The organism is Streptomyces hamibioticus (genome assembly GCF_047946815.1).
Taxonomy (GTDB): domain Bacteria; phylum Actinomycetota; class Actinomycetes; order Streptomycetales; family Streptomycetaceae; genus Streptomyces.
The window spans coordinates 3,278,474-3,304,325 of sequence record NZ_JBKKQY010000001.1 but is presented as its reverse complement, the minus strand read 5'-3'; the positions used below and the strand labels follow the sequence as shown (position 1 = coordinate 3,304,325).

Annotated in this window: 26 protein-coding genes; 19 read left to right on the top strand and 7 right to left on the bottom strand. The window is 72.8% G+C overall.

Translation table 11 applies throughout. The features are described from left to right. Nucleotides 1–177 precede the first annotated feature (177 nt). Nucleotides 178–405, top strand: a complete 228-nt coding sequence (locus tag ACLGIH_RS14805) for a hypothetical protein (RefSeq protein ID WP_416525714.1) — start codon at nt 178–180, stop codon at nt 403–405. On the opposite strand, the gene ACLGIH_RS14800 is transcribed toward ACLGIH_RS14805, so the two are convergent. Further along, nucleotides 395–1,591 carry a threonine aldolase family protein gene (locus ACLGIH_RS14800; protein WP_416525713.1) on the bottom strand — a complete coding sequence of 399 codons (1,197 nt, stop codon included), beginning with the start codon at nt 1,589–1,591 and terminating at the stop codon, nt 395–397. The genes ACLGIH_RS14805 and ACLGIH_RS14800 overlap by 11 nt on opposite strands. 208 nt (nt 1,592–1,799) lie before the next feature. Here ACLGIH_RS14800 and ACLGIH_RS14795 point away from each other — a divergent pair, with 208 nt between their 5' ends. The 10 genes from ACLGIH_RS14795 (at nt 1,800) to ACLGIH_RS14750 (ending at nt 10,455) form a co-directional block, all read left to right on the top strand. Further along, complete coding sequence (locus ACLGIH_RS14795) at nt 1,800–2,756, top strand: Rossmann-like and DUF2520 domain-containing protein (protein WP_416525712.1); 957 nt, start codon at nt 1,800–1,802, stop codon at nt 2,754–2,756. Further along, the gene (panC, locus tag ACLGIH_RS14790; protein WP_416525711.1) at nt 2,753–3,745 is read left to right on the top strand and encodes a pantoate--beta-alanine ligase; all 993 of its coding nucleotides are present in this window, start codon (nt 2,753–2,755) and stop codon (nt 3,743–3,745) included. Before ACLGIH_RS14795 ends, panC begins: the two co-directional genes overlap by 4 nt. Next, a complete protein-coding gene (locus ACLGIH_RS14785; RefSeq protein WP_416525710.1) occupies nt 3,742–5,520 on the top strand; it encodes an L-aspartate oxidase in 1,779 nt (592 codons plus the stop codon). The genes panC and ACLGIH_RS14785 overlap by 4 nt, the downstream gene beginning before the upstream one ends. A 5-nt stretch (nt 5,521–5,525) precedes the next feature. Further along, entirely contained in the window at nt 5,526–6,497 is a 972-nt protein-coding gene (gene nadC, locus ACLGIH_RS14780) for a carboxylating nicotinate-nucleotide diphosphorylase (RefSeq protein WP_416529386.1), read from the top strand. Between the two features lie 4 nt (nt 6,498–6,501). Further along, nucleotides 6,502–7,299, top strand: a complete 798-nt coding sequence (locus tag ACLGIH_RS14775) for a type III pantothenate kinase (RefSeq protein ID WP_416525709.1) — start codon at nt 6,502–6,504, stop codon at nt 7,297–7,299. Between the two features lie 521 nt (nt 7,300–7,820). Continuing rightward, nucleotides 7,821–8,549, top strand: coding sequence for a hypothetical protein (locus tag ACLGIH_RS14770; protein ID WP_416529385.1), 729 nt, complete (start codon nt 7,821–7,823; stop codon nt 8,547–8,549). 26 nt (nt 8,550–8,575) lie between these two features. Further along, entirely contained in the window at nt 8,576–8,755 is a 180-nt protein-coding gene (locus tag ACLGIH_RS14765; protein ID WP_416525708.1) for a hypothetical protein, read from the top strand. Nucleotides 8,756–8,933: 178 nt separating this feature from the next. Beyond that, nucleotides 8,934–9,362 carry a BlaI/MecI/CopY family transcriptional regulator gene (locus ACLGIH_RS14760; RefSeq protein WP_416525707.1) on the top strand — a complete coding sequence of 143 codons (429 nt, stop codon included), beginning with the start codon at nt 8,934–8,936 and terminating at the stop codon, nt 9,360–9,362. A gap of 9 nt (nt 9,363–9,371) precedes the next feature. Continuing rightward, a complete protein-coding gene (locus tag ACLGIH_RS14755; RefSeq protein WP_416525706.1) occupies nt 9,372–9,905 on the top strand; it encodes an amino-acid N-acetyltransferase in 534 nt (177 codons plus the stop codon). A 214-nt stretch (nt 9,906–10,119) separates the two neighbouring features. Continuing rightward, on the top strand, nt 10,120–10,455 hold the full coding sequence (locus ACLGIH_RS14750; protein WP_416525705.1) for a histone-like nucleoid-structuring protein Lsr2: 336 nt from the start codon (nt 10,120–10,122) through the stop codon (nt 10,453–10,455). A 34-nt stretch (nt 10,456–10,489) separates the two neighbouring features. Here ACLGIH_RS14750 and ACLGIH_RS14745 read toward each other — a convergent pair whose 3' ends face one another. Next, the gene (locus ACLGIH_RS14745) at nt 10,490–11,140 is read right to left on the bottom strand and encodes an SCO3374 family protein (RefSeq protein ID WP_416525704.1); all 651 of its coding nucleotides are present in this window, start codon (nt 11,138–11,140) and stop codon (nt 10,490–10,492) included. Nucleotides 11,141–11,570: 430 nt separating this feature from the next. On the opposite strand from ACLGIH_RS14745, the gene ACLGIH_RS14740 reads away from it, so the two are divergent. After that, complete coding sequence (locus ACLGIH_RS14740) at nt 11,571–14,093, top strand: ATP-dependent Clp protease ATP-binding subunit (protein WP_416525703.1); 2,523 nt, start codon at nt 11,571–11,573, stop codon at nt 14,091–14,093. A gap of 63 nt (nt 14,094–14,156) precedes the next feature. Here the strand turns inward: ACLGIH_RS14740 and ACLGIH_RS14735 are convergent, their stop codons facing one another. After that, on the bottom strand, nt 14,157–14,822 hold the full coding sequence (locus tag ACLGIH_RS14735) for an HAD family acid phosphatase (protein ID WP_416525702.1): 666 nt from the start codon (nt 14,820–14,822) through the stop codon (nt 14,157–14,159). A 335-nt stretch (nt 14,823–15,157) separates the two neighbouring features. Between ACLGIH_RS14735 and ACLGIH_RS14730 the strand changes: the two genes are divergently transcribed. From ACLGIH_RS14730 to ACLGIH_RS14720, 3 genes are all read left to right on the top strand, one after another. Then, a complete protein-coding gene (locus tag ACLGIH_RS14730) occupies nt 15,158–16,114 on the top strand; it encodes a GlxA family transcriptional regulator (RefSeq protein ID WP_416525701.1) in 957 nt (318 codons plus the stop codon). 106 nt (nt 16,115–16,220) lie between these two features. Continuing rightward, nucleotides 16,221–17,219: a type I glyceraldehyde-3-phosphate dehydrogenase gene (gap, locus tag ACLGIH_RS14725; protein WP_416525700.1), complete on the top strand. Its 999-nt coding sequence runs from the start codon at nt 16,221–16,223 to the stop codon at nt 17,217–17,219. A gap of 537 nt (nt 17,220–17,756) precedes the next feature. After that, a complete protein-coding gene (locus ACLGIH_RS14720) occupies nt 17,757–18,458 on the top strand; it encodes a M23 family metallopeptidase (RefSeq protein ID WP_416525699.1) in 702 nt (233 codons plus the stop codon). A gap of 240 nt (nt 18,459–18,698) precedes the next feature. Here the strand turns inward: ACLGIH_RS14720 and ACLGIH_RS14715 are convergent, their stop codons facing one another. Together ACLGIH_RS14715 and ACLGIH_RS14710 are read right to left on the bottom strand one after the other, a co-directional pair. Continuing rightward, nucleotides 18,699–19,334, bottom strand: a complete 636-nt coding sequence (locus ACLGIH_RS14715; RefSeq protein WP_416525698.1) for a response regulator — start codon at nt 19,332–19,334, stop codon at nt 18,699–18,701. Further along, nucleotides 19,331–20,656 (bottom strand): sensor histidine kinase, encoded by a 1,326-nt coding sequence (locus ACLGIH_RS14710; protein WP_416525697.1) that lies wholly within the window; start codon nt 20,654–20,656, stop codon nt 19,331–19,333. Before ACLGIH_RS14710 ends, ACLGIH_RS14715 begins: the two co-directional genes overlap by 4 nt. Before the next feature lie 171 nt (nt 20,657–20,827). Here ACLGIH_RS14710 and ACLGIH_RS14705 point away from each other — a divergent pair, with 171 nt between their 5' ends. From ACLGIH_RS14705 to ACLGIH_RS14690, 4 genes are all read left to right on the top strand, one after another. Then, nucleotides 20,828–21,916, top strand: a complete 1,089-nt coding sequence (locus ACLGIH_RS14705) for an ABC transporter permease (protein WP_416525696.1) — start codon at nt 20,828–20,830, stop codon at nt 21,914–21,916. After that, nucleotides 21,913–22,593 (top strand): ABC transporter ATP-binding protein, encoded by a 681-nt coding sequence (locus ACLGIH_RS14700; protein WP_416525695.1) that lies wholly within the window; start codon nt 21,913–21,915, stop codon nt 22,591–22,593. The genes ACLGIH_RS14705 and ACLGIH_RS14700 overlap by 4 nt, the downstream gene beginning before the upstream one ends. Before the next feature lie 65 nt (nt 22,594–22,658). Beyond that, nucleotides 22,659–23,105 (top strand): helix-turn-helix transcriptional regulator, encoded by a 447-nt coding sequence (locus tag ACLGIH_RS14695; RefSeq protein ID WP_416529384.1) that lies wholly within the window; start codon nt 22,659–22,661, stop codon nt 23,103–23,105. A 40-nt stretch (nt 23,106–23,145) separates the two neighbouring features. After that, complete coding sequence (locus ACLGIH_RS14690; protein WP_416525694.1) at nt 23,146–23,592, top strand: VOC family protein; 447 nt, start codon at nt 23,146–23,148, stop codon at nt 23,590–23,592. 174 nt (nt 23,593–23,766) lie between these two features. Here ACLGIH_RS14690 and cseC read toward each other — a convergent pair whose 3' ends face one another. Beyond that, nucleotides 23,767–25,125 carry a two-component system sensor histidine kinase CseC gene (cseC, locus tag ACLGIH_RS14685; protein ID WP_416525693.1) on the bottom strand — a complete coding sequence of 453 codons (1,359 nt, stop codon included), beginning with the start codon at nt 25,123–25,125 and terminating at the stop codon, nt 23,767–23,769. Between the two features lie 9 nt (nt 25,126–25,134). Then, complete coding sequence (gene cseB, locus ACLGIH_RS14680; RefSeq protein WP_416525692.1) at nt 25,135–25,836, bottom strand: two-component system response regulator CseB; 702 nt, start codon at nt 25,834–25,836, stop codon at nt 25,135–25,137. Nucleotides 25,837–25,852: the final 16 nt, after the last annotated feature.

Genomic DNA, 25,852 nt, shown 5'->3' with positions numbered 1-25,852 from the left:
CCGGCACCGACAACGCCGCCGTCGTTTGACGACCGCCGTCGATCGGCGCGACGCGGCCGGGGCCGGCGGCGCAGTCTGGCAGCACCGGGGCACCACGGAGCCCGCCCCCTCACCGTTCACGTCTCCACGGCCCTTGCGTCCGCCATGTCCCGAGAAGTCCCGAGAAGGCGATCCGCCATGAGCATCACCCAGGAGTACCTGCTCGCCGTCCACCGCGCCCGCCTGCTCGGCGAGCCGGTCCCGCCGGCGCCCGGCGTCCACGACCGGCAGGTCGTGCGCGCATGGCGGCAAGTGCGGCGGTTCCGCGCCGTCCTCGCCGGCCGCCCGGCCCGCGGTCGGCTGCGGTCGGCGCCGGCCCGCCTGCCGACCGCGCCCACGGTCCCGCGGCGGCGCCCTACCTGCTGACGTCGCCGGTCAGCCGGGAGACGAACCCGGCGACCGCCGCCCGCACGTCGTCGGCCGTCCACTCCAGGCCCGCCGCCCCCACGGTCACCTCGGTGGCGGCCAGCCCGGGCCCGACGGTGTCCCAGGGCGCGGCGAACAGCAGGGTGCCCGACTCCTCGGCCTGTTCCAGCGCGGCCTCGGTCAGGGCGTCCTCGTCGTAGGGCAGCCAGACCTGGAACTCGTGGGTGTGCGGCACCTCCGGCCGCACCCGCGCCCACGGCACCCCGGCCGCCGTGAAGCCCTCACGCAGCGCCTCGGCCACCACGCGCGCGTGGGCGACGTACTCCGGCAGCCGGGGCAGCTCCCGCCCCAGCCCGGCCAGCGCCGACAGGACCGTCGGGAACTGCTGGTACACCTGGCCGCCGTAGCGGTGCCGCCAGGCCCGCGCCTCCTCCACCAGCGTCCGCGGCCCGGCCAGGGCGGCGCCGCCGAATCCGTCGAGGGACTTGTAGAACGACACGTAGACGCTGTCCGCCAGGCCCGCGATCTCCTCCAGCGGCCGGCCGAAGTGCACGGTGGTCTCCCACAGCCGGGCCCCGTCGAAGTGCACCACCGCGTCGCGCTCCCGCGCGGCCGCCACCACCTCGGTCAGCTCCTCCCAGGTGGGCAGCGCATAACCGGCGTCCCTGAGCGGCAGCTCCAGCATCAGGGCCCCGAAGGGCTCCTCGAAGTCGCGTACCTCCTCGGCGGTCGGCAGCCGGGGCGCCCCGCTCACCCGCACCGGCCGCAGGCCGCTGACCTCGCTCAACGCGTTCCGCTCGTGCACTTCGGGATGGCTCAGCGCGTGCAGCGCGACGACCTGGCTGCCGGTGCGGCCCGCCCAGCAGCGCAGGGCGACCTGCTGGGCCATCGTGCCGGTGGGGAAGAAGACGGCGGCCTCCAGGCCGAGCAGCGCGGCGGTCTTCTCCTCCAGCGCCTCGACGACGCCGTTGCCGTACAGGTCGACCGGCTCGTCCAGGTCGTACAGCTCCGCCGCGTCGTCCAGCACGGCCAGCCGTTCACGGAGCGTCGCGCGGTGGCCGGGCCGGGTGAGCACCCTCCGAGCGCCCCGCTGGGCGGCGACGCGCCGATTCGGCAGCCGCGCGAAACGTTCGGCCTCCGTCTCCCGCCCGTCCGAGGTGCCGTCCTGCTGCGCCGTTTCGGTCATGCGGCGATCATGCCGGGCGGCGCCGCACGAGGGCACCCGTATTTCCGCACCCGTATTTCCGCGCCTGTTCCGCCCGCGCCCGTTCCGCCCGCGCGCGTACGGAAACCCACAGCCTGTGGACAACCGAACGCCCCTCGAACCGATCGCGTTAACATGACGAGAAATCGTCCGGTACCCCGAGCGGACTGGAACGGGAAGGCCACCTCGCGTGAACACAACCCCACAGCCAGACCCCCAGGACCGCCCCGCGCGGCTCACCGTCGGCGTCGTCGGCGCCGGCCGCGTCGGTCCGGCGCTGGCCGCGTCGCTCCAGCTCGCCGGACACCGCCCGGTGGCCGCCTCCGGGGTCTCCGACGCCTCCCGGCGCCGCGCCGCGGAGCTGCTCCCTGACGTGCCGCTGGTGCCGCCCGCCGAGGTCCTCCAGCGCGCCGAACTGGTCCTGCTCACCGTCCCCGACGACGCCCTTCCGGGACTGGTCTCCGGGCTCGCCGAGACCGGCGCGGTGCGGCCGGGCCAGCTCCTCGTCCACACCTCCGGGCGGTACGGCGCGAAGGTCCTCGACCCGGCGCTGCGCGCGGGCGCCCTGCCGCTGGCCCTGCACCCGGCGATGACCTTCACCGGCACGCCCGTGGACGTGCAGCGGCTGGCGGGCTGCTCCTTCGGCGTCACCGCGCCCGAGGAGCTGCGGCTGGCCGCCGAGGCCCTGGTCATCGAGATGGGCGGCGAGCCGGAGTGGATCGCCGAGGACCGGCGCCCGCTGTACCACGCGGCCCTCGCGCTCGGCGCCAATCACCTGGTCACCCTGGTCGCCCAGTCCATGGAGCTGCTGCGCACGGCCGGCGTGGAAGCCCCCGACCGGATGCTCGGCCCGCTGCTGGGCGCCGCCCTGGACAACGCCCTGCGCTCCGGCGACGCGGCCCTGACCGGTCCCGTGGCGCGCGGTGACGCCGGCACCGTCGCCGCACACGTCGAGGAGCTGCGCGCGCACGCCCCGCAGACCGTCGCCGGCTACCTGGCGATGGCACGCGCGACCGCCGACCGCGCGCTCGCGGGCGGCATGCTGAAGCCGGAGCTGGCCGAGGACCTGCTCGGGGTACTCGCCGACGGGACCGACGGCATCGCCGGAACCGAAGGGACGGACGGCACCGAGGGGGACGCCCGATGACCATCGCCCTGCTGCGCACCGCCGACGAACTGCACGCGCGCGTGCGAAACGGCCGCCGGGCCGTCGTGATGACCATGGGCGCCCTGCACGAGGGCCACGCGACCCTGATCCGCACGGCCCGCTCGATCGCGGGCCCGGACGGAGAGGTCGTCGTCACCGTCTTCGTCAACCCGTTGCAGTTCGGCGAGGGCGAGGACCTGGACCGCTACCCGCGCACGCTGGACGCCGACGTCAAGATCGCGGCGGAGTCCGGCGCGGACGCCGTCTTCGCACCCTCCGTGGACGAGGTCTACCCGGGCGGCGAACCCCAGGTCCGGATCACCGCCGGCCCCATGGGCGAACGCCTGGAGGGCGCCTCCCGCCCCGGCCACTTCGACGGCATGCTCACGGTCGTCGCCAAGCTGCTGCACCTCACCCGCCCCGACGTGGCCCTGTACGGACAGAAGGACGCCCAGCAGCTCGCCCTCATCCGCCGCATGGTCCGCGACCTGAACTTCGGTGTGGAGATCGTCGGTGTCCCCACCGTCCGCGAGGAGGACGGCCTGGCCCTCTCCAGCCGCAACCGCTACCTCTCCCCTGTGGAGCGGCGCACGGCCCTCGCCCTGTCCCAGGCCCTGTTCGCGGGCCTCGACCGGCACGTCGCCCAGGAGGCGCTGCGCGCGCGGGCCCGCGAAGTGCCCGCCACGCGCGCGCGTGCCGAGGCACTCAGCGCGCTCGGCGAGTCCCGTGCGGCGGCCGACGCGCACGCCGTCGCCAAGGCGGCCCCCGGCGGCCCGGCCGCCGTCCGCGCCGCGGCCCGTCTGGTCCTGGACGAGGCCGCCCGCCTCACCCCGCCCCTGGAGCTGGACTACCTGGCCCTGGTGGACCCGGCCGACTTCACCGAGATCGGGGAAGACTTCACCGGCGACGCCGTCCTCGCCGTCGCCGCCCGCGTCGGGACGACCCGGCTGATCGACAACCTCCCCCTCACCTTCGGAGCCGCCTCGTGACCAGCACAGGCATACGACTGCACGCCCCCGCGCCCGGCTGGGCCATCGAAGCGGACGTGGTCGTCGTCGGCTCCGGCGTCGCCGGCCTCACCGCGGCGCTGCGCTGCGAGGCCGCCGGCCTGCACACGGTCGTCGTCACCAAGGCCCGCCTCGACGACGGCTCCACCCGCTGGGCGCAGGGCGGCATCGCCGCGGCCCTCGGCGAGGGCGACACCCCCGAGCAGCACCTGGACGACACCCTGGTCGCGGGCGCCGGCCTGTGCGACGAGGAGGCGGTGCGCATCCTCGTCACCGAGGGGCCCGACGCCGTACGCCGGCTGATCTCCACCGGCGCGCACTTCGACACGGACGACGAGGGCGGCATCGAGCTGACCCGCGAGGGCGGCCACCACCGCCGCCGCATCGCGCACGCCGGCGGCGACGCCACGGGCGCGGAGATCTCCCGGGCACTGGTCGAGGCGGTACGCGCGGTGGGCAGCGGTGCGCGCGAAAACCTCCCGGCCAGGGGCGGTGCCGGACGCCGGGCGGGCATCCGCACCATCGAGAACGCCCTGGTCCTGGACCTCCTCACGGACGCCGACGGGCGCACCGCCGGTGTGACCCTGCACGTCATGGGCGAGGGCCAGCACGACGGCGTGGGGGCGGTCCACGCCCCCGCCGTGGTCCTCGCCACCGGCGGCATGGGCCAGGTCTTCTCGGCGACCACCAACCCCGCCGTCTCCACGGGCGACGGCGTCGCCCTCGCCCTGCGCGCGGGCGCCGAGGTGAGCGACCTGGAGTTCGTGCAGTTCCACCCCACGGTCCTGTTCCTGGGCCCCGACGCCGAGGGCCAGCAGCCCCTGGTCTCGGAGGCGGTGCGCGGCGAGGGCGCCCACCTGGTGGACGCCGACGGCGTGCGCTTCATGCAGGGACAGCACGAACTCGCGGAACTCGCCCCCCGGGACATCGTCGCCAAGGGCATCATGCGGCGGATGCAGGAGCAGGACGCCGAGCACATGTACCTGGACGCGCGGCACTTCGGCGCGGACATGTGGGAGCACCGCTTCCCGACGATCCTCGCCGCCTGCCGGGCCCACGGCATCGACCCGGTCACCGAGCCGATCCCGATCGCCCCGGCCGCCCACTACGCCTCCGGCGGCGTCCGCACGGACTCCCGCGGCCGCACCACGGTGCCCGGCCTGTACGCGTGCGGAGAGGTCGCCTGCACCGGGGTGCACGGTGCCAACCGCCTCGCCTCCAACTCCCTCCTCGAAGGCCTGGTCTACGCCGAGCGCATCGCGGCGGACATCACGGCGAGCACGGACGCCGGCACCCTCCGCGCAGGCGTGCCGCACACCACCCCGTACCCGGAGGTCCCGGAGCACCCGCTGCTGCCCGCGGAGACCCGCTTCACCATCCAGCGGATCATGACCGAGGGCGCGGGCGTCCTCCGCTCCGCGGACTCCCTCGCCCGGGCCGCCGACCAGCTCCGCCACCTGCGCACCGAGGCCCGCGAGGCCCTCGACGAGAACGGCAAGACGGCCGAGCCGGGCACCGACACCTGGGAGGCCACCAACCTGATGTGCGTGGCCCGGGTCCTGGTCGCCGCGGCGGCGCTCCGCGACGAGACCCGGGGCTGCCACTGGCGCGAGGACCGTCCGGACCGCGACGACACCGCCTGGCGGCGCCATGTCGTCGTACGCCTGAACCCGGACCGCACTCTCGCCGTGCACACCACGGAAACCGCAGAATTTCCCCCGACCGCACAGCCGACGCAGAACCCCCAGGAGCAGTGACCGACGTGACCACCCCCGACCTTCCCCTCGCCTCCGACGGAGGCTGCGGCGACGGCTGCGCCTGCGGAGCCGACGAGGAATACCTGGAGTGCGGCCTCGACCCCGCGCTCGCCCAGCTCCTGGCGGACGCCGGCCTCGACCCCGTGGAGGTCGAGGACATCGCCAACGTCGCCCTCCACGAGGACCTGGCGGGCGGCGTCGACGTGACGACGGTCGCGACGATCCCCGAGGACGCGGTGGCCACCGCCGACTTCACCGCCCGCGAGGCGGGCGTCGTGGCGGGTCTCAGGGTCGCCGAGGCGGTCCTCTCGGTCGTCTGCACGGACGAGTTCGAGGTCGAGCGCCACGTCGAGGACGGCGACCGCGTGGAACCGGGCCGGAAGCTGCTCTCCGTCACCTCCCGGACCCGCGACCTCCTCACGGCCGAACGCAGCGCGCTGAACATCCTGTGCCGCCTGTCGGGCATCGCGACGGCCACGCGCGCGTGGGCGGACGTCCTGGCCGGCACCGAGGCGCGCGTCCGCGACACCCGCAAGACCACGCCCGGCCTGCGCAGCCTCGAGAAGTACGCGGTCCGCTGCGGCGGCGGCGTCAACCACCGCATGTCCCTGTCGGACGCGGCCCTGGTCAAGGACAACCACGTGGTGGCCGCGGGCGGCGTGGCAGCGGCCTTCCGGGCGGTCCGCGACCGCTTCCCCGACGTCCCCATCGAGGTCGAGGTCGACACCCTGCACCAGCTCCGCGAGGTGCTCGACGCGGGCGCCGACCTGATCCTGCTGGACAACTTCACGCCGGGCGAGTGCGAGGAGGCGGTGGCCCTGGTGGACGGCCGCGCGGCCCTGGAGGCGTCGGGCCGCCTGACCCTGGACAACGCCAAGGCGTACGCGGCGACGGGCGTCGACTACCTGGCCGTGGGAGCCCTGACCCACTCCTCCCCGATCCTGGACATCGGCCTGGACCTGCGAGCGGCGGAGTAGGGCCATGCTGCTGACGATCGACGTAGGCAACACGCACACCGTCCTGGGCCTCTTCGACGGCGACGACATCATCGAGCACTGGCGCATCTCCACGGACGCGCGCCGCACGGCCGACGAGCTGGCGGTCCTCCTCCAGGGCCTGATGGGCATGCACCCGCTCCTCGGCGACGAGCTGGGCGACGGCATCGACGGCATCGCGATCTGCGCGACCGTCCCGTCGGTCCTGCACGAACTCCGCGAGGTCACCCGCCGCTACTACGGCGACGTCCCCGCGGTCCTCGTCGAACCGGGTGTCAAGACGGGCGTCCCGATCCTCACCGACAACCCCAAGGAGGTCGGCGCGGACCGCATCATCAACGCGGTCGCGGCGGTCGACCTCTACGGCGGTCCGGCCATCGTCGTCGACTTCGGCACGGCGACGACGTTCGACGCGGTGAGCGCGCGCGGAGAGTACGTCGGCGGGGTCATCGCCCCCGGCATCGAGATCTCGGTCGACGCGCTCGGCGTCAAGGGCGCCCAGCTCCGCAAGATCGAGGTGGCGCGGCCGCGCAGCGTCATCGGCAAGAACACGGTGGAGGCCATGCAGGCCGGCATCGTGTACGGCTTCGCCGGCCAGGTCGACGGCGTCGTGAGCCGGATGGCCCGCGAGCTGGCCGACGACCCCGACGACGTGACGGTCATCGCGACGGGTGGGCTGGCCCCGATGGTGCTGGGTGAGTCCTCGGTCATCGACGAACACGAACCGTGGCTGACCCTGATCGGCCTCCGCCTGGTCTACGAACGCAACGTGTCCCGCCTCTGACCCCTTGCCCCGGGCACGTTGCGCAACCCGACGGAACGGGGTGCCTCCCCAAGGGGGCACCCCCCAGCCCGCGCCCGCATCCGCCCACGGCGGGAAGGGACGACCGGCCGGGGCGCTGCCCGCAGCCGCCCGCGGCGGGAAGGGGTCGTGTCGGGGGGTGTCCGCCCGCAGCGGTTGTCGCGTCAACACGGGCACCCTCTACAACAGACCGATTCCGCGACGTTCCGAGGACGGACACCCCCCGGCGCGGCCCCGAACCACCCACCGCACCCGAGGCGCTACGCGCACCCCCACCGAACCCGCACAGGCGCCGCAGGCATAAGACGCGCACCCCACCCCACCCGCACAGGCGCCGCAGGCATGAGACCCGCACCCCCGACCACGCGCAGCGGCGCCGCAGGCATGAGACGCGCACCCCCACCCGGGTGGCACCCCCACGCCACACCCACCCCCTATGTCGAGTTTGTCTGATTAGCGCGTATCGTCGGCACATGCCCACGCCATACGGATCCCGCGGCGGCATGGCGTTCGGCGTGGAGGAGCTGCGTGTGCTCCGCCGCGCCCTCGCCCTCGCCCTCAACCCCAGCCCCGTCTCGGCCGAGGACGTCCAGGACTGCCTCCGCCTAGCAGAGTCGCTCGACGAGGCGACGCGGGAGAGCGCCCGCCTGAAGGCGTTCCTGGTGGCCGACCTCGCCCGCTACCGCGCCGCGCTCCCCGGCACCGCCGCCGGCTACCTCGCGCTCCTGGACGAGGCCCTGGGCGCCGGACACCACCCCGACCAGGACGACCTCGCCGCCCTCGGGGCCCTGCGGGGCAACCCCACCGCCGCCGCCCTCCTCAGCCGCTGCCAGGCCACGACGGCCACCACATCCGCCACGCTGGCCACACCCGCCACACCCGCCACAGCCACCACCGCCCCCGCGGCCACCGTCCCCGCCGCCCGCACTCACGCCCCGGCCACCCGCACGCCGGCCATCCCCACCCCCACCGCTCCCATCCGCGCCCGTCTCCTCGCCCTCCCCGGCGGCCTGTCCGCCGGCCCCTCCGCGGCCGACCAGGACCCCGACGGGAGTCCGGAGGAGAAGCCGGGCCAGAAGCCCGCCCAGAAACCGGCCCAGAAGCCCGCCCAGAAGCCGGCCGCCCCCAGCCCCGGCCCCAAGCGCCCCGTCCCCACCCCGGGCGAGGTCTTCCCCCGCCGCAAGCCCACCCCGCCCCCTTCCGACTCCCACCGGCACCTCGCCGCCGGCTGACGGGCGCGGCTGGCTACTCTGGAGCCATGGACTACGTCTCCGCGCTCCTGCCTCCGGTCGTCATGGCCGTGCTCTTCATCGCCGTGGTCAGGGTGATCATCAAGTCCCAGGGCGGCGCCAACAAGGCCAAGGAGGACGCGGCCGTCGACGCCGCCGTCGCGCGCGCGGAGAGCGCCCAGCAGAGCTCCCCGCGCGCCGAGGCCTGACCGGCGCCCGCCCCGGGGCACCGGCAGCCCCCTCGGCGGTCTCCTCGTGCGGCCACCTGCTCGCGCACTCGCGCGCCCGCGCACCGGACGTCCCTTTTGTTCCCATCTGCCACGTAAGCGCATGCCTGGCACGCAATTGCCGGGATCTCCCACTATTGTTCTGAGGGTGCCTCGCCCATTGGGAGAACTCGAAGACGCGGTCATGACCAGAGTGTGGAAGTGGAACCGCCCGGTCACCGTTCGAGAAGTCCTGGAAGATCTCCAACAGGAACGGTCGATCGCGTACACCACCGTGATGACCGTTCTGGACAATCTCCATCAGAAGGGTTGGGTGCGCCGCGAGTCGGAAGGCCGGGCCTATCGATATGAGGCCGTCTCCACCCGCGCCGCCTACGCCGCCGCACTCATGAACGACGCCTGGTCGCAGAGCGACAACCCGGCCGCCGCCCTCGTGGCCTTCTTCGGCATGATGAGCGACGAACAACGACAGGCGCTCAGCGACGCCATCCGCATCGTCCAGGGCCCGGAAACCTCCGAAACCCGCCCGCCCAATAGGCCGCCGGCGCCCCCCAGCCCCGGCTCGGCACAGGACGACGGCGGGCGATAGCGTCCGCTCATGTCAGCAGTGAGCCCCGAAGTCACCGCAAAAGCCATCACCGTCCGGCGGGCCCGCACCCGGGATGTCCCGGCGGTGCGCCGGCTCCTCGACGCCTACGTCCGGGACGGCATCCTGCTCGACAAAGCGACGGTGACGCTTTACGAGGACATCCAGGAGTTCTGGGTCGCGGAACGCGACGACAACGCCGAGGTCGTCGGCTGCGGCGCCCTGCACGTGATGTGGGAAGACCTCGCGGAAGTACGGACTCTCGCGGTGAAGCCGGGGCTGAAGGGCGCCGGCGTCGGCCACCGGCTCCTCCAGAAGTTGCTGGAGACCGCGCGCCAGCTCGGCGTTAGCCGCGTTTTCTGTCTGACCTTCGAAGTGGACTTCTTCGGCAAGCACGGCTTCGTGGAGATCGGAGAGACACCGGTCGACACCGATGTCTATGCGGAGCTGCTCCGTTCCTATGACGAGGGCGTCGCGGAGTTCCTCGGTCTCGAACGAGTGAAACCGAACACCCTGGGCAACAGCCGGATGCTTCTGCATCTGTGATCGTCAAGCGTGACTGCCGCGCGCGGTGCCCTATGTCCGATACGCGCATCTTTCCGGTGAGGTTCCGGGCTGCCGGTCTCCGCCGAGGGTTTGTGTTTTTCCCGCAAAAGCGGTTTGCTTTCCGGCGTACTGCAGTACTGCATATATCAGGGGACGGCGATACGGCGGACGCCGGTGGACCCCGGCCCTCAAGTTATCGATGAAAGGAAATCCGGTGGCACAGAAGGTTCAGGTCCTTCTTGTCGACGACCTCGACGGCGGCGAGGCGGACGAGACCGTCACGTTCGCACTGGACGGCAAGACGTACGAGATCGATCTCACCACCGCCAATGCGGACAAGCTCCGCAGCCTTCTCGAGCCTTACGTGAAGGGCGGTCGTCGTACCGGAGGGCGCGCTTCGGGCGGGCGTGGCAAGGCGCGCGCTTCTTCGGGCAGCAGCCAGGACACGGCGGCCATCCGTGCCTGGGCGAAGGAGAACGGCTACGAGGTCAACGACCGCGGCCGTGTTCCCGCCAGCATTCGCGAGGCCTACGAGAAGGCCAACGGCTGACACCAGAAGGCCGGCGGCTGAATCGACGGCTGATTCATCCCGAGGGCCGCGGCGCCGCGTACGCCCGCCGCAACCGGACGCGGTGGCACTGCACTGCCACCGTGTCGACCAGCCGCACGAGGTCGGGGGCGCCTGCACCGCCCCCCACGGCCGGCAGGGCCGGCAGCGAGGCCTCGACCTCGCGCCCCGGAACAGGGGGCCGCAGCCACACGGCGGCCCCCTTCCCTCCCGCCCCCTGTGCGGCAAGCGGTCGGACGCCGGCCACTCCGGCGCCGGGAGGCGGCGGCGCGTCCATGAGGCCGCCCTCGCCGACCGCCGTCAGGCCGAGGGGCAGTGAGCCCCACTCCAGCCAGTCCAGCAGCCCCGGCAGCTCCTCCGCGCTGCCCGCCGCCACCAGCAGCAGCATGCGCTCGCCCCGGACGGCCACCGGAGAGTCCGGCCCGAGCCGCCCCAGCGACGCCTGCCCGGCCTCCGCGGGAACGTCCAGGACGTCGAAGCGGACGCCGACCCGGAGCCGCACCGGGGAGCCCGGGGGCCCTGGCGCCGTCTCCCAGCCGAGCCGGCTCTCGTACCACCACCGCACCCACTGCGCCCACGGCGCCGACTGCGCCCGGACCGCCGACCGTGCCGACCGTGCCGACTCGAGCGGCCGGCGAGGCGAGGGGACCGAGGCGGTGCCAGACATGCCAAGTGCAACCGTCGAAAGGCCGTCCGGGTTACGCTGGGTGCTCTGACCAATGCGCTGAGTACTGAACGAGGGGGCGCGCGGGGTTGCGGGGAGGCGTGAAGTTGTTCGCCCGTAGCGGAGGGAACGGGGGCGCGCGGCATGGACTGCCGGTGCCGGCGGGTAAGACATCCCTAGTGGGAGGGGGCGACACGCAGGATGGGCCGTCTCACGTTCGCCATCGGCGTACTGGCGATGGGGGTAAGTGCCTGGCCTGCGGGAACATCGTCTCGCACCATCGGGTTGGAGCAGATGTCGGCGTTCGGGGTCAGGAGGCCATCGACGGTGTCGGCAGTTGGAATGAGCGGTCCCCGCTTGCGGGACTAAGCTGCGGAAGGACAGGGAGGGGAAGTTCCCCTTACTGCCTGACCGCTCTGAGGAGCGATTAACGATGTTCGAGAGGTTCACCGACCGCGCGCGGCGGGTTGTCGTCCTGGCTCAGGAAGAAGCCCGGATGCTCAACCACAACTACATCGGCACCGAGCACATCCTCCTGGGCCTGATCCATGAGGGTGAGGGTGTCGCCGCCAAGGCCCTTGAGAGCCTCGGGATTTCGCTCGAGGCGGTCCGCCAGCAGGTGGAGGAGATCATCGGGCAGGGCCAGCAGGCCCCGTCGGGTCACATCCCCTTCACCCCCCGTGCCAAGAAGGTGCTGGAGCTGTCGCTCCGCGAGGCGCTTCAGCTGGGCCACAACTACATCGGCACGGAGCACATCCTGCTCGGCCTGATCCGTGAGGGCGAGGGCGTCGCCGCCCAGGTCCTGGTCAAGCTGGGCGCAGATCTGAACCGCGTGCGGCAGCAGGTGATCCAGCTGCTCTCCGGTTACCAGGGCAAGGAGACCGCCACCGCCGGCGGTCCTGCCGAGGGCACGCCCTCCACGTCCCTGGTCCTCGACCAGTTCGGCCGGAACCTCACCCAGGCCGCTCGTGAGTCCAAGCTCGACCCGGTCATCGGGCGCGAGAAGGAGATCGAGCGGGTCATGCAGGTGCTGTCCCGCCGGACGAAGAACAACCCGGTCCTGATCGGTGAGCCCGGCGTCGGCAAGACCGCCGTCGTCGAGGGCCTCGCCCAGGCCATCGTCAAGGGCGAGGTGCCCGAGACCCTCAAGGACAAGCACCTCTACACCCTGGACCTCGGCGCGCTGGTCGCCGGCTCCCGCTACCGCGGTGACTTCGAGGAGCGCCTGAAGAAGGTGCTCAAGGAGATCCGCACCCGCGGCGACATCATCCTGTTCATCGACGAGCTGCACACGCTGGTCGGTGCGGGTGCCGCCGAGGGCGCCATCGACGCGGCCTCCATCCTGAAGCCGATGCTGGCCCGCGGTGAGCTGCAGACCATCGGTGCGACCACGCTGGACGAGTACCGCAAGCACCTGGAGAAGGACGCGGCCCTGGAGCGCCGCTTCCAGCCGATCCAGGTCGCGGAGCCGTCCCTGCCGCACACGATCGAGATCCTCAAGGGCCTGCGGGACCGCTACGAGGCGCACCACCGCGTCTCGATCACCGACGAGGCGCTGGTCCAGGCCGCCACCCTGGCCGACCGGTACATCTCGGACCGCTTCCTGCCGGACAAGGCGATCGACCTGATCGACGAGGCCGGCTCCCGGATGCGCATCCGCCGGATGACCGCGCCGCCGGACCTGCGCGAGTTCGACGAGAAGATCGCCGGCGTCCGCCGGGACAAGGAGTCCGCGATCGACTCGCAGGACTTCGAGAAGGCCGCCTCCCTCCGCGACAAGGAGAAGCAGCTCCTGGCCGCCAAGGCCAAGCGGGAGAAGGAGTGGAAGGCCGGCGACATGGACGTCGTCGCCGAGGTCGACGGCGAGCTGATCGCCGAGGTCCTCGCCACGGCGACCGGCATCCCGGTCTTCAAGCTGACCGAGGAGGAGTCCAGCCGTCTGCTCCGCATGGAGGACGAGCTGCACAAGCGGGTCATCGGCCAGAACGACGCCGTCAAGGCGCTGTCGAAGGCGATCCGCCGTACGCGTGCGGGGCTCAAGGACCCGAAGCGTCCGGGTGGCTCGTTCATCTTCGCCAGCCCCTCCGGTGTCGGTAAGACGGAGCTGTCCAAGGCGCTGGCCGAGTTCCTGTTCGGTGACGAGGACGCGCTGATCTCCCTCGACATGTCGGAGTTCAGCGAGAAGCACACGGTGTCGCGTCTCTTCGGTTCGCCCCCCGGTTACGTGGGCTACGAGGAGGGCGGCCAGCTGACCGAGAAGGTGCGCCGCAAGCCGTTCTCCGTCGTCCTCTTCGACGAGGTCGAGAAGGCCCACCCGGACATCTTCAACTCGCTGCTGCAGATCCTGGAGGACGGTCGTCTGACCGACTCCCAGGGCCGGGTCGTGGACTTCAAGAACACGGTCATCATCATGACGACCAACCTCGGCACCCGGGACATCTCCAAGGGCTTCAACCTGGGCTTCGCCGCCGCGGGCGACACGAAGACCAACTACGAGCGCATGAAGAACAAGGTGTCGGACGAGCTGAAGCAGCACTTCCGGCCCGAGTTCCTCAACCGCGTCGACGACGTGGTGGTCTTCCCGCAGCTGACGCAGAACGACATCCTCCGGATCGTCGACCTGATGATCAGCAAGGTGGACGAGCGCCTGAAGGACCGGGACATGGGCATCGAGCTGTCCCAGACCGCCAAGGAACTGCTGTCCAAGAAGGGCTACGACCCCGTGCTGGGCGCCCGGCCGCTGCGCCGGACCATCCAGCGCGAGATCGAGGACTCGCTGTCGGAGAAGATCCTCTTCGGCGAGCTGCGCCCCGGTCACATCGTGGTCGTGGACACCGAGGGCGAGGGCGAGTCCCAGACCTTCACCTTCCGCGGTGAGGAGAAGTCGGCGCTGCCCGACGTCCCGCCGATCGAGCAGGCGGCCGGCGGCGGTCCGAACCTGAGCAAGGAGGCGTAGACCTCGCACCCGAAGGGGCCGGTGCTGAAGAGCACCGGCCCCTTCGGCGTGCCCGGACCCGGGTTACGACAGCTGTCCGTCGTAGTCCGGCAGCTTGAACGTCTTCTCCGCGTGGCCGCCCGACAGGTCGGTGGCACTGTTGCCGATGTTCGCGATGATCGTGTAGCCCTTGGACTCTATGTCGACGCGCTGGGCGGTCTTGTAGTCGGCGACGTTCTTGAACAGGTCGAAGAAGCCGCGGACGTACAGGCCGGAGGACTCGTAGCCGGCGTGGCCGAGGTTCCACTCGGTGGGGTGGTAGATGATCCCCGGGCGGGCCGTCACGAAGAACAGGGCGACCCCGCGCTCCTGGGCGTACCGGGCGGCCTCCAGGACCGGCGCGTTGGCGGGCTGCGGGTAGCTGAAGCCGAAGTCGGTCTCCAGGGAGGTGTTGTCTATGTCGAGGACGATCGCCTGCTTCTCGCCGGGCCGGGCGTCGGCGATGCGCTCCTTCAGGTACGGCAGCGCCCGGTCCATCACGGCCCGGCAGTCCCGCTGCCAGGTGTCGTAGTCGACGTCGGCCGCGGCCGAGGCCGTGGCGGCCGGGGCCTGTGCGGGGGTGGGCGACGACGTGGCGGCGCCGGCGGGCGCGACCGTCATGGTGAGCACGGCCCCGGTGACGGCGGCGGTGCCGAGGGCGCGCTTCCAGGCGCGCCCGGACTGTCTGGTCGGTCCGGTCTGTTCGGTCATGGGGGGTGGCGTCCTCTCATGCCTGCGCGGATGCCTGACGGCACAAAGTGTCCCGGGCATGCTCGCGTCAACAAGTGGCTGGACGGCAACGATTGGGTTACTGAGCAGTTGTCAGTTGGTTCGCGTTGCCACGCCGTGGCTCGCGCCCCCCTCGGCACGTTGCGGACCCATCGGTGCCGGTGGGTTCCGAGTCGAGCCACAGGTGCGTCAACCACTCGGGGCGGGCCCGCGAGGAGCCTCTTGGCCGCATCGCCCCGGCCGCCTGGACGCGCGCCCGCTCCCCGAGTCCGCGCAGGGCCGCCGGTTCGAAGTCACGCCCCACGTAACCTCTTCCTGTGCCTGCACCCCGCCTGCATCGCGTCGCCGTCCTCGTGCTCGAGGGTGCGAAGCCGCTCGATGTCGGAATCCCCGCGCAGGTCTTCACGACCCGCGCGAGCATGCCGTACGAGGTGCGGGTGTGCGGGGCGGCACCCGGACTCGTGACCGGCGGCGACGGCCTGGCCTACTACGTCGCCCACGGCCTCGACGCGCTTGCGTGGGCCGACATCGTCTTCGTCCCCGGCTACCGGTTCCCGGACCGCGACGACCCGCCCCGGTCCGTCGTCGAGGCACTGATCGCCGCGCACGACCGGGGAGCGCGGCTCGCCGCCATCTCGACGGGCGCCTTCGCGCTCGCCGCCACGGGCCTGCTCGACGGCAGGCGCGCCACGACGCACTGGCACTACACGCGGGCACTCGTGGCCAGGCACCCGCTCGTCCGGGTCGACGAGAACGTGCTGTTCGTCGACGAGGGCAGCGTGCTCACCTCGGCCGGCGCCGCCTCCGGCATCGACCTGTGCCTGCACATCCTGCGCGGCGACCTCGGAGTGGCCGCCTCCAACCACGCGGCCCGGCGTCTGGTCGCGGCCCCCTACCGCAGCGGCGGCCAGGCCCAGTACGTGCCGCGCAGCGTCCCCGAGCCGCTCGGCGAGCGGTTCGCCGCCACCCGCGAGTGGGCGCTGCACCGGCTCGGCGAGCCCCTCACCCTCGGCGTACTGGCGCGGCAGGCGGGGGTCTCGGCGCGCACGTTCTCCCGGCGCTTCGTCGAGGAGACCGGCTACACGCCGATGCAGTGGGTGATGCGCGCCCGCATCGACCTGGCCCGCGAACTGCTGGAGCGCTCGCAGCGCAGCGTCGAACAGATCGCCGCCGACATCGGGCTCGGCACCGGCGCGAACCTGCGCCTGCACTTCCAGCGCATCCTCGGCACCACACCGAGCGAGTACCGGCGCACCTTCACCCGGGGCGAGTGACCCCCCGGCACCGGCTGGCGGGATCCTTTTGAACCGTGGCGATCGCGCCACTGTCAGCGGCGCCGGCCGCGGGCGAGCCTGGTGGCGAACGGAAGGGACATCACTCATGACTCGCATCGCCATCAACGGATTCGGCCGCATCGGACGCAATGTGCTGCGCGCGCTGCTGGAGCGCGACAGCACCCTCGAGATCGTCGCCGTCAACGACCTGACGGAGCCCGCCGCCCTCGCCCGGCTGCTCGCCTACGACAGCACGGCCGGCCGGCTCGGGCGCCCGGTGACCGTCGACGGGAACGCCCTCGTCGTCGACGGCCGCCGGATCACGGTGCCGGCCGAGCGCGAACCGGCGCAGCTGCCGTGGGCCGAACTCGGCGTCGACATCGTCCTGGAGGCCACCGGCCGCTTCACCTCGGCCGAGGCCGCCCGGGCCCACCTCGACGCGGGCGCGAGGAAGGTACTCGTCAGCGCGCCGTCGGACGGCGCCGACGTCACGCTCGCCTTCGGGGTCAACACCGACGCCTACGACCCGGCCGTGCACACCATCGTCTCGAACGCCTCCTGCACCACCAACGCGCTCGCGCCGCTGGCCAAGGTGCTCGACGAACTCGCCGGTATCGAGCACGGGTTCATGACGACGGTGCACGCCTACACGCAGGAGCAGAACCTGCAGGACGGTCCGCACCGCGACGCCCGTCGCGCCCGGGCCGCCGGCGTCAACATCGTGCCGACCACGACCGGCGCCGCCAAGGCGATCGGCCTGGTGCTGCCGAACCTCGACGGCAAGCTGTCGGGCGACTCGATCCGCGTACCGGTGCCGGTGGGCTCGATCGTCGAGCTCAACACCACCGTCGCGCGCGACGTGACACGCGACGACGTGCTGGCGGCGTACCGCGCCGCAGCGCAGGGGCCGCTCGCCGGCATCCTCGAGTACTCCGACGACCCGCTCGTCTCCTCCGACATCGTGGGCAATCCCGCCTCGTCGGTCTTCGACTCGGCCCTCACCCGCGTCGACGGCCGCCACGTCAAGGTGGTCGCCTGGTACGACAACGAGTGGGGCTTCTCGAACCGCGTGATCGACACGCTCGAGTTCCTCGCCACCCGCTGACCGGCCGGTTTCCGGAGGGCGCCGGGGGCGACGCTGCGCTTCTCGCGGCGGAACGACGGCGGCGCCTACGGCCGCGCGGGCCGTTCGACGGGTCCGGCTCCCGGCCCGTCCAGGGCCCCTGGCGATGTGGCGCCGACCACAGGCCGACGGCGGCTGAACCGCCTTTCGGGAGGGGCGCGTCGCCTGGTGCCGGAGTAGCCCGGGTCACATTCGCGGGCCCCTCGACGGGGCCTGCCGGTGATGTGCCGCACAGGACGTGCGTCACGTACTACGCGGAATAGGAGAGTGGCCGAGGACTACGAAATCGGACATATCTCCGCATGGAGCGGGGGGGGAATCCGGTGCTCTGAGCTGGTCTGTCCCAAATGACACTTCTGTCGTGCGCCGGGAAGTTTGGGGATGAAGTACTAGATCTGGTCGTAGGTCACACCTTTGTGCGGTTACGACCGATCGGGTTACCAAGGTGGGGCCCGCCCGGCGAATGCCTGTGCGCCCGTCGGATGGGCGTTCCTGTGCCCCCTTCCCCATGAGGTTCGAATGTTCTCGCGTGTCACGTCCCGTCTCTCCGGTCCGACCACCCTCCGCACCCGTGCGGCCGTGCTGGCCGCCGGCCTCGGTACTTCGGTCGCACTGGGAGCCGGGGTCGCGGTCGCCGTCGACACCACGGCGGCCTCCAGCGCCACCACCGCGTCGACCGCCGCGCACGCCGTCGAGGCCCAGGCCGCCGTCCAGGCCGAGGCCGCGAAGGCCGTCAAGGCCGAGAAGGCCGCCGCCGCGAAGAAGGTCACCGCCAAGAAGGCCGCCGCCAAGAAGAAGGCCGCCTCCTGGGTCGACCCGGTCAAGAAGTACAAGCTCACCGCGAGCTTCGCCCAGAACGGCGGCATGTGGGCGTCCAAGCACAGCGGCCAGGACTTCGCCGTGCCGGTCGGCACCGATGTCGTGGCCACCCATGGCGGCACCGTCGTCAAGGCCGGCCCGAACGGTGCCGGTGACGGCCCCGCCTACGGCAACGCCGTCGTGATCAAGCACGGCAACGGCACGTACTCCCAGTACGCCCACCTGTCGAAGGTCGACGTGAAGCCGGGCCAGGTCGTGAAGACCGGTCAGCACATCGCCAAGTCCGGCAACACCGGCAACTCCAGCGGCCCGCACCTGCACTTCGAGATCCGCACCACCCCGAACTACGGCTCGGCCGTCGACCCGGTCGCCTTCCTGCGCTCCAAGGGCGTGACCGTCTGAGGGCTCTCGCCCCAGGGACTCTCCGCCCCGCCCCGTACCGCGGACGACGGGTCCGGTGACGACCCGGTGCCGGGCGAGTCGCGGGTGGGGGAGGCGGTCTGACCCGCACGTACGGAGGCGCAGGGCCCCCGGACGGTACTTCGGTGCCGGCCGGGGGCCTTCGTCGTCCTGCCGCCTCCTCCGGGGCGCCATCGGCCCCGGGGCCCTCGGCCGGCGGGAGGGCCGCCGGCTGCCGGGGCGCTAGCGGCGGATGAGGCCGAGGTCGGTGGCGGCGGCGACGGCGGCGGTGCGGGAGTCGACGTCGAGCTTGGTGTAGATACGGGTCAGATGGGACTTGACGGTCCCTTCGGTGAGGTGGAGCCGGGCGCCGACGGCCTGGTTGGACAGGCCCGCGGCGACCAGCGCCAGCACCTCGGTCTCGCGCCGGGTCAGGGCGGTGCCGGGGGCACGCAGCCGGTTCATCAGCCGGTCCGCGACGGCCGGTGCCAGGGTGGTGCGGCCCGCGGCGGCGGTGCGTACGGCGGCGGCCAGGTCCTCGGGCGGGGCGTCCTTGAGAAGGTAGCCGGTCGCACCGGCCTCGATCGCGGGGAGCGTGTCGGCGTCGGTGTCGTAGGTGGTGACGATCACCACACGGGGGGCCTCGGGGCGGGCGGTGATCGCGGCGGTGGCCTCGGCGCCGTTCATGCCCTTGCCGAACTGGAGGTCCATGAGGACGACGTCGACGTCTCCCCGGGCCGCGCGGGCGACGGCGTCCTCGGCGGTGGCGGCCTCGGCCACCACCTCGATGCCGGGTTCGGTCTCCAGTACGGCGCGGAGTCCGGCCCGTACGACGGGATGGTCGTCGGCCAGGAGCAGGCGGATGGGGGCGTCGGTCACGGGCGGGCCTCGAGTGCGGATGCGGTGGGCGGGGAGCCGGCGGGCGGGCGCTCGGCCTGTTCCGATTCGCCGGCCGGGGCCGAGGCCGGGGCCGAGGCCGGGCCCGGAGCCGGGGCTGGAGCCGGGGCCGGAGCCGGAGTCAGAGGCAGCTGGGCGGCCAGTGCGGTGCCGCGGCCGGGGGCCGATTCGACGGTGAAGGTACCGCCGAGGGCGTGGGCCCGGGCGCGCATGGCGGCCAGTCCGAACCCGCCGGCCTGCGGGTCGGGCACGGGCAGCCGGTCGGGGGCGAAGCCGCGTCCGTCGTCGACGACGTCCACGGCGATGTGGTCACCGAGGTAGCTGAGGGTGACCTCGGCGGCGTCGGCGCGGGCGTGCCGGACGGTGTTCGCGAGGGCCGACTGGGCGATGCGCAACAGTGCGACCTCGTGCGCGGCCGGCAGCGGCACCGGGTCGCCGGTGACGTGGAAGCGCGCGGTGAGCCGGTGCCGGGCGCTGGTGGTGGCGCACAGGCGTTCGAGGGCGCCGGCGAGGGTGGTGCCCTCCAGGGCGGCCGGGGAGAGCGCGGCGACGAAGCGACGGGCCTCGGCGAGGTTGTCGACGGCGGCCTGGCGGGCCTGCTCGACGTGGCGGGCGGCGCTCTCGGGCGTGTCCGGCAGGGAGCGTTCGGCGGCCCGCAGCAGCAGCTGGATGCTGGACAGGCCCTGGGCGAGGGTGTCGTGGATCTCGCGGGCCAGGCGTTCGCGTTCGGCCAGCACCCCGGCGGTGTGCTGGGCCCGGGCCAGGTCGGCGCGGGTGGCGGTGAGCTCCTCGATCAGCCGCCTGCGCTGCTCGCTCTCCCGGTACAGGGCCTGGTAGCCCCACACCACCGCCACCGCCACGGCGGCGCCGAGGGCCGGCCCGATCGCCATCGCCGCGCCGAAGGAGTCCTGATGGGCGGCGAAGCCCGTGACGGCCGCCACCGCGGTGGCCGTCACGGCGGCCAGGCCGGCCCGCCGCGGCAGCAGGTGGAGCTGGAGGAAGTACAGCGGGAACGCCACCCACACCCCGTCCGCCGACAGGGCCAGCAGGGCCAGCCACCCGGCCCCCACGGCGGCCAGCCACAGCGCGGCGGCCCGAAGCGAGCGGCCGACGCGCGGCAGCGCGGGCCCGGCCGCGTACACCAGACCGCACACCGCCGTCGCGGCCACGATCAGCCCGGCGTGCGGACGGCCGTCCGCCACGGCCCGCCCGGCGGCCAGCGCGAGCAGGGCGGCGACCAGCAGGTGCAGGCACCAGGTCAGGGCCCGGGTGGTGGGGGCCGGGACAGGGGCGGCGGTGTTCACAGTGAGTTCAGGGTACGGAGACGGATCCTCGGGCGGCCTCCATCGAAAGTCACAACCGGGGTGCCGTCCTTCGATCCGCGAAGTGCCGCCGCCCGCCGGATGCCCGCGCGGGGGGCCGGCGGCGACGGTGGAGGCACACCGCCGCACCGACCGGAAGGACTGGCCAACGCCGTGTTCGTCGCCTGGAGGGACCTGAGGTTCGCCAAGGGACGGTTCGCCCTGATGGGCACCGTCATCGTGCTGATCACTCTGCTCGTCGGGCTGCTGTCCGGGCTGACCGCCGGGCTGGGCCGGCAGAACGTCTCCGCCATCACCGGCCTGCCCGCCGACCGGATCGCCTTCCAGGCCCCCACCGGCGGCCGGGACCTGTCGTACGCCGACTCCACCGTCACCCGGCAGCAGTGGCGGCAGTGGGCCGAGGCCCCCGGCGTGAAGAACGCCGAACCGCTGGGGATCACCACCACCAAGGCCACCGCCGGGGACCGGAGCACCGGGGTCTCCGCCTTCGGCGTCGAACCCGGCTCCCGTCTCGCCCCTCAGAGCCGCAGGATCAGTGACGGCGCGGTGGTGCTGTCCACCGCGGCCGCCGACGAACTCGGCGTGCGGCCCGGCGGCTTCGTCACCCTGGCCGGCCGGCGGCTGGCGGTCGCCGCCGTGAGCGGTAACGCCCACTTCAGTCACACCCCGGTCGTCTGGACCAGCCTGGACACCTGGCGCGGGACCGCGCCCCCGGCGGGCGGCGCCGACGGGCCGACCGCGACCGTCATCGCCCTGGAGACCACCTCGGACGCGGGGATCGCGGACACCGACAGGCGGGTCGGCACCAAGACGGTCACCACCGAGGACTCGCTGTCCGCGATCGGCTCCTACGCCTCCGAGAACGGCTCGCTGCAACTGATGCGCGGCTTCCTGTTCGCCATCTCCGCACTGGTCATCGGCGCTTTCTTCACCGTGTGGACCATCCAGCGCAGCGGCGACGTCGCCGTCCTGAAGGCGCTCGGCGCGTCCACCGCCCACCTGCTCAGGGACGCGCTCGGCCAGGCCGCCGTCCTGCTGGCCGGCGGGACCCTGCTCGGCACCGGCCTCGCCGCGGGCCTCGGGGCCCTGGTCGCCGGCCGTGCCGTGCCGTTCGTCCTCACCCCCGGCACCGTACTGGTCCCGGCCGCGGTGATGACCGCGCTCGGCCTGCTCGGGGCCGCCCTGTCCGTCCGCCGCATCACCTCCGTCGACCCGCTGACCGCCCTGGGGAGTGCCCGATGAGCCTGCGCCTGACCGATGTCACCCTCACCTACCCGGACGGCGACTCCCGGCTGACCGCCCTCGACCACGTCTCCCTGGAGGTGCCCCGGGGCAGCCTGACCGCCGTCGTCGGCCCCTCGGGCTCCGGCAAGTCCAGCCTCCTGGCCGTCGCCGCCACCCTCATCGCCCCCGACGCCGGCACCGTCACCGTCGACGGCACGCCCACCGCCGGTCTGACCCGCGGTGAGCTCACCGGCCTGCGGCGCCGCAAGATCGGCATCGTCTTCCAGCAGCCCAACCTGCTGCCCTCCCTCACCGCCGCCGAACAGCTCCAGGTCATGGCCCACATCGCCGGCCGCGCACCCCGCACCGCCCGCGCCCGGGCCCTGGAACTGCTCGACGCCGTCGGCCTGGCCGACCAGGCCGGCCGCCGGCCCCACCAGCTCTCCGGCGGCCAGCGCCAGCGCGTCAACATCGCCCGCGCCCTGATGAACGACCCCACCGTGCTCCTGGTCGACGAACCCACCAGCGCCCTCGACCACGAGCGCGGCGCCGCCGTCGTCGACCTGATCGTCCGCCTCACCCACCAGCGGGCCACCGCCACCGTCCTGGTCACCCACGACCGCACCCACCTCACCGCGGTGGACCGGATCACCGAGGTCCACGACGGACGGCTGCGTGCCCGTACGGCGGCCTGACCTGCCGTTCATCCGCCGAACGGCCGGTGTCAGTGCCCCGTGCCACCATCGGTCCCATGGACAAGATGCGGCAGCTGCGGCTGGCCAAGGACGCGATGGACCGCGACTGGGCCGACCCCGGCCTCGACCTGGACGCGGTCGCCGCGCACGCCGGGTACTCCCGGTACCACTTCATCCGGGCCTTCAAGGAGGCGTACGGCGGAACCCCCCGCCAGTACCTGACGCACCGCCGCATCGACCGGGCCGAGGACCTGCTGCGCACGGCGAACCTGACCGTCACCGAGGTCTGCCACCTGGTCGGCTTCAGCAGCCTCGGCACCTTCTCGGCCCGCTTCAAGGCCTGGACGGGCCTCACCCCGAGCGAGTACCGGGCGAAGAACGTCGGACGCGGAGCCGCGCTCATACCCGGCTGCTACGCCATGCTCTGGGCCGGCGGTTTCCGCAGCGGACCGCCCGCCGCCGGGCGCCGCAATTCCGGAGAAGCCGACCGAGCGGCCCGCTGCCTACCGTGACAGGGCAGGCCAGGTTGGTCGTCCCCGACAGGAGCACACCATGATCAAGGGTCTCGCCATCTCGACCGTCTGGGTCCTCGACCAGGACCGGGCGAAGGAGTTCTACACCCAGAAGCTGGGCCTCGAGGTCCGTACGGACATGACGATGGGCGAGGGCGGCATGCGCTGGCTCACCGTCGGCTCCCCGAACCAGCCCGACGTCGAACTGACGCTGATGGTCCCGACCGCGGGCGGGATGGACCCCGAGTCCGCCGAGATGGTCAAGAAGCTGGTGGGCAAGGGAGCACTGGGTGCCGGGGTGCTGACCACCGACGACATCCACGGCGACTACCAGAAGCTGAAGGACCGCGGCGTCGAGTTCCTCCAGGAGCCGCAGGAGCGGCCCTACGGCACGGAGGCGCTGTTCCGCGACGACTCCGGCAACTGGTTCTCCTTCACCCAGCCCCGCGAGGGCGGCCTGGACATGGACCAGGAGTGGTGCCAGTAGACCGGATCCCGCAGGCCGGGCCCCGAAAGACAGGGCCCCACGGACCGGGCCCACGGACCGGGCCCACGGACCGGGCCCGCGGACCGGCTCCGCAGGCCGGCTGCCCGCCAATCAGGCACCGTGAGCCGTGAGCCGTGAGCCGTGAGCCGTGAGCCGGGATCGGGCGCCCGTCCGTCACTTCTGCCCGGACAGCGGCAGCATCGGATAGCTGCCGGTGTTCGTCGGCGCGTGCTCCGGCAGCCACAGCACGGCGACCGCCCCCTCGGACGGCACGTCGTCGGGCGCCCCGGCCGGCCGTACGTTGCGGAAGGTCAGCCGGGCGCCCAGTACCCGCGCCTGCCCGGCCGCGATCGTCAGCCCCAGTCCGTGCCCGCGTCCGGCGCGGTCCGCGCTGCCGGTGCGGAAGCGGCTCGGGCCCTCGGCGAGCAGCGCCTCGGGGAACCCCGGCCCGTGGTCGCGGACCCGGATGACCCGCCCCTCGACGCTGACCTCGATGGGCGGCCGACCGTGCCGGGCGGCGTTGGCCAGCAGGTTGAACAGCACCCGCTCCAGGCGGCGCGGGTCGGTGGTGACCTCCGACTCGTGCACCACCAGCACGTCGACGTCCGGGTCCTTGGCCGCCACCCGCCGGGTGACGAACTCGCCCAGCATGATGTCCTGCAGCTCCGCCCGCTCCGAGGCGCTGTCCAGCCGGGCCACCTCCAGCACGTCCTCGACCAGCGTGCGCATCGCCTTGGCCCGGTCGAGCACCAGCTCGGTGGGCAGGCCCGGCGGCAGCAGTTCGGCGGCGGTCAGCAGTCCGGTCACCGGGGTGCGCAGCTCGTGCGCGATGTCGGCGGTGACCCGGCGCTCGGCCTCCAGCCGCTGCTGGAGGGCGTCGGTCATGGCGTCCACGGCCCGCGCCAGGTCGTCGGTCTCGTCCCGGACCACCCCGCCGATGGCGTCCCGCACCCGTACCTCGCTCTCGCCCCTGGCGACCTGGTTGGCGGCGGCGGCCGCCTTGCGCAGCCGGCGGGAGAGCTGCCCGCCGATGAGCACGCCGAGCGCGCTGCCGCCTAGGACCACCGCGATGGAGCCGATCACCAGCGCCTGGTCGAGGTCGTCGAGGATGTCCGCGCTGCGGTCGGTGAACGGGGTGTGCAGGGACATCACGTGCCCGTCCTTGAGCGGCACGGCCGCCCATATGTCGGTCACGCCGTCCGGTCGGTCGCAGACGTACGTCGCCCGCCGCCCGCGCTCCACCTTCTTGCGCAGCTCCGCCGGCAGTTCCGGGTCGTCGATCTGGGCGTTGGGGAAGTTCAGCCGCCCGGACAGCTCGTAGTTGCGCTGGGCGATCTGGACGCGGTCGTCGGCGAGGTCGCGGGCGTTGTCCAGCATCGACACCCGCGCGGCGTTGTGCACGACCAGGCTCAGCGCGATCGCGACCAGCGCGCCGACCAGCGCGATGGCCGCGCTGAGCTTCCATCTCAGGCCCGTACGGATGTCCGCGCGGCGCACGGACGAGGCGATCAGCCGCCGGAAGAACCCCCGCATACCCGTCTCTCAGGCCTTCAGCTTGTAGCCGAAGCCACGGACCGTCTCGATGCGGTCCTGGCCGATCTTGGTCCGCAGCCGCTGCACATGGACGTCCACGACCCGGGTGTCCCCGCCCCAGCCGTACTCCCAGACCCGCTCCAGCAGCTTGTCCCGCGAGAGCACCGTCCCGGGTGCGGAGGAGAACTCCAGCAGCAGCCGCATCTCGGTGGGCGTCAGCGCCACCGGCTGCCCGGCCCGGCGCACCTCCATGCCCTCGGTGTCGATCTCCAGTTCGCCGAAGGTCAGCACCGCGTCGTCCGCGCCGGCCCCGGCGTCCTTGCGGTCGCCACCGCCCGCGTGCCCGAAGCGGCGCAGCACCGCGCGGATCCGGGCGACCAGCACCGCCCCGTCGAACGGCTTGGTCACGTAGTCGTCGGCGCCCGCCTCCAGGCCCAGCACCACGTCGATGGAGTCCGCCCGCGCCGACAGCATGATCACCGGCACGGTGGACTCGTCCCGGATACGGCGGCACAGGCTGACGCCGTCGAGGCCGGGCACCATGACGTCCAGCAGCGCGATGTCGGGCCGCCGGGCCCGGAACGCCTCCAGGCCGGCCAGGCCGTCGGGCATCGCGGTGACCGCGAAGCCGTCCCGCTCCAGGGCGAGCTGGGTGGCCTCGCGGATGACGTCGTCGTCCTCGACGAACAGGACGTGGGTCTGGTCTGCCATCCCGGTGCTCTCAGTC

Bases quoted from the DNA above. Each gene is read 5' to 3' on its own strand.
- ACLGIH_RS14805 (WP_416525714.1), top strand. From the start codon at position 178: ATGAGCATCACCCAGGAGTACCTGCTCGCCGTCCACCGCGCCCGCCTG.
- ACLGIH_RS14800 (WP_416525713.1), bottom strand. From the start codon at position 1,591: ATGACCGAAACGGCGCAGCAGGACGGCACCTCGGACGGGCGGGAGACG.
- panC (WP_416525711.1), top strand. From the start codon at position 2,753: ATGACCATCGCCCTGCTGCGCACCGCCGACGAACTGCACGCGCGCGTG.
- ACLGIH_RS14775 (WP_416525709.1), top strand. From the start codon at position 6,502: ATGCTGCTGACGATCGACGTAGGCAACACGCACACCGTCCTGGGCCTC.
- ACLGIH_RS14770 (WP_416529385.1), top strand. From the start codon at position 7,821: ATGGCGTTCGGCGTGGAGGAGCTGCGTGTGCTCCGCCGCGCCCTCGCC.
- ACLGIH_RS14765 (WP_416525708.1), top strand. From the start codon at position 8,576: ATGGACTACGTCTCCGCGCTCCTGCCTCCGGTCGTCATGGCCGTGCTC.
- ACLGIH_RS14755 (WP_416525706.1), top strand. From the start codon at position 9,372: ATGTCAGCAGTGAGCCCCGAAGTCACCGCAAAAGCCATCACCGTCCGG.
- ACLGIH_RS14745 (WP_416525704.1), bottom strand. From the start codon at position 11,140: ATGTCTGGCACCGCCTCGGTCCCCTCGCCTCGCCGGCCGCTCGAGTCG.
- ACLGIH_RS14740 (WP_416525703.1), top strand. From the start codon at position 11,571: ATGTTCGAGAGGTTCACCGACCGCGCGCGGCGGGTTGTCGTCCTGGCT.
- ACLGIH_RS14735 (WP_416525702.1), bottom strand. From the start codon at position 14,822: ATGACCGAACAGACCGGACCGACCAGACAGTCCGGGCGCGCCTGGAAG.
- gap (WP_416525700.1), top strand. From the start codon at position 16,221: ATGACTCGCATCGCCATCAACGGATTCGGCCGCATCGGACGCAATGTG.
- ACLGIH_RS14720 (WP_416525699.1), top strand. From the start codon at position 17,757: ATGTTCTCGCGTGTCACGTCCCGTCTCTCCGGTCCGACCACCCTCCGC.
- ACLGIH_RS14700 (WP_416525695.1), top strand. From the start codon at position 21,913: ATGAGCCTGCGCCTGACCGATGTCACCCTCACCTACCCGGACGGCGAC.
- ACLGIH_RS14695 (WP_416529384.1), top strand. From the start codon at position 22,659: ATGCGGCAGCTGCGGCTGGCCAAGGACGCGATGGACCGCGACTGGGCC.
- ACLGIH_RS14690 (WP_416525694.1), top strand. From the start codon at position 23,146: ATGATCAAGGGTCTCGCCATCTCGACCGTCTGGGTCCTCGACCAGGAC.
- cseC (WP_416525693.1), bottom strand. From the start codon at position 25,125: ATGCGGGGGTTCTTCCGGCGGCTGATCGCCTCGTCCGTGCGCCGCGCG.
- cseB (WP_416525692.1), bottom strand. From the start codon at position 25,836: ATGGCAGACCAGACCCACGTCCTGTTCGTCGAGGACGACGACGTCATC.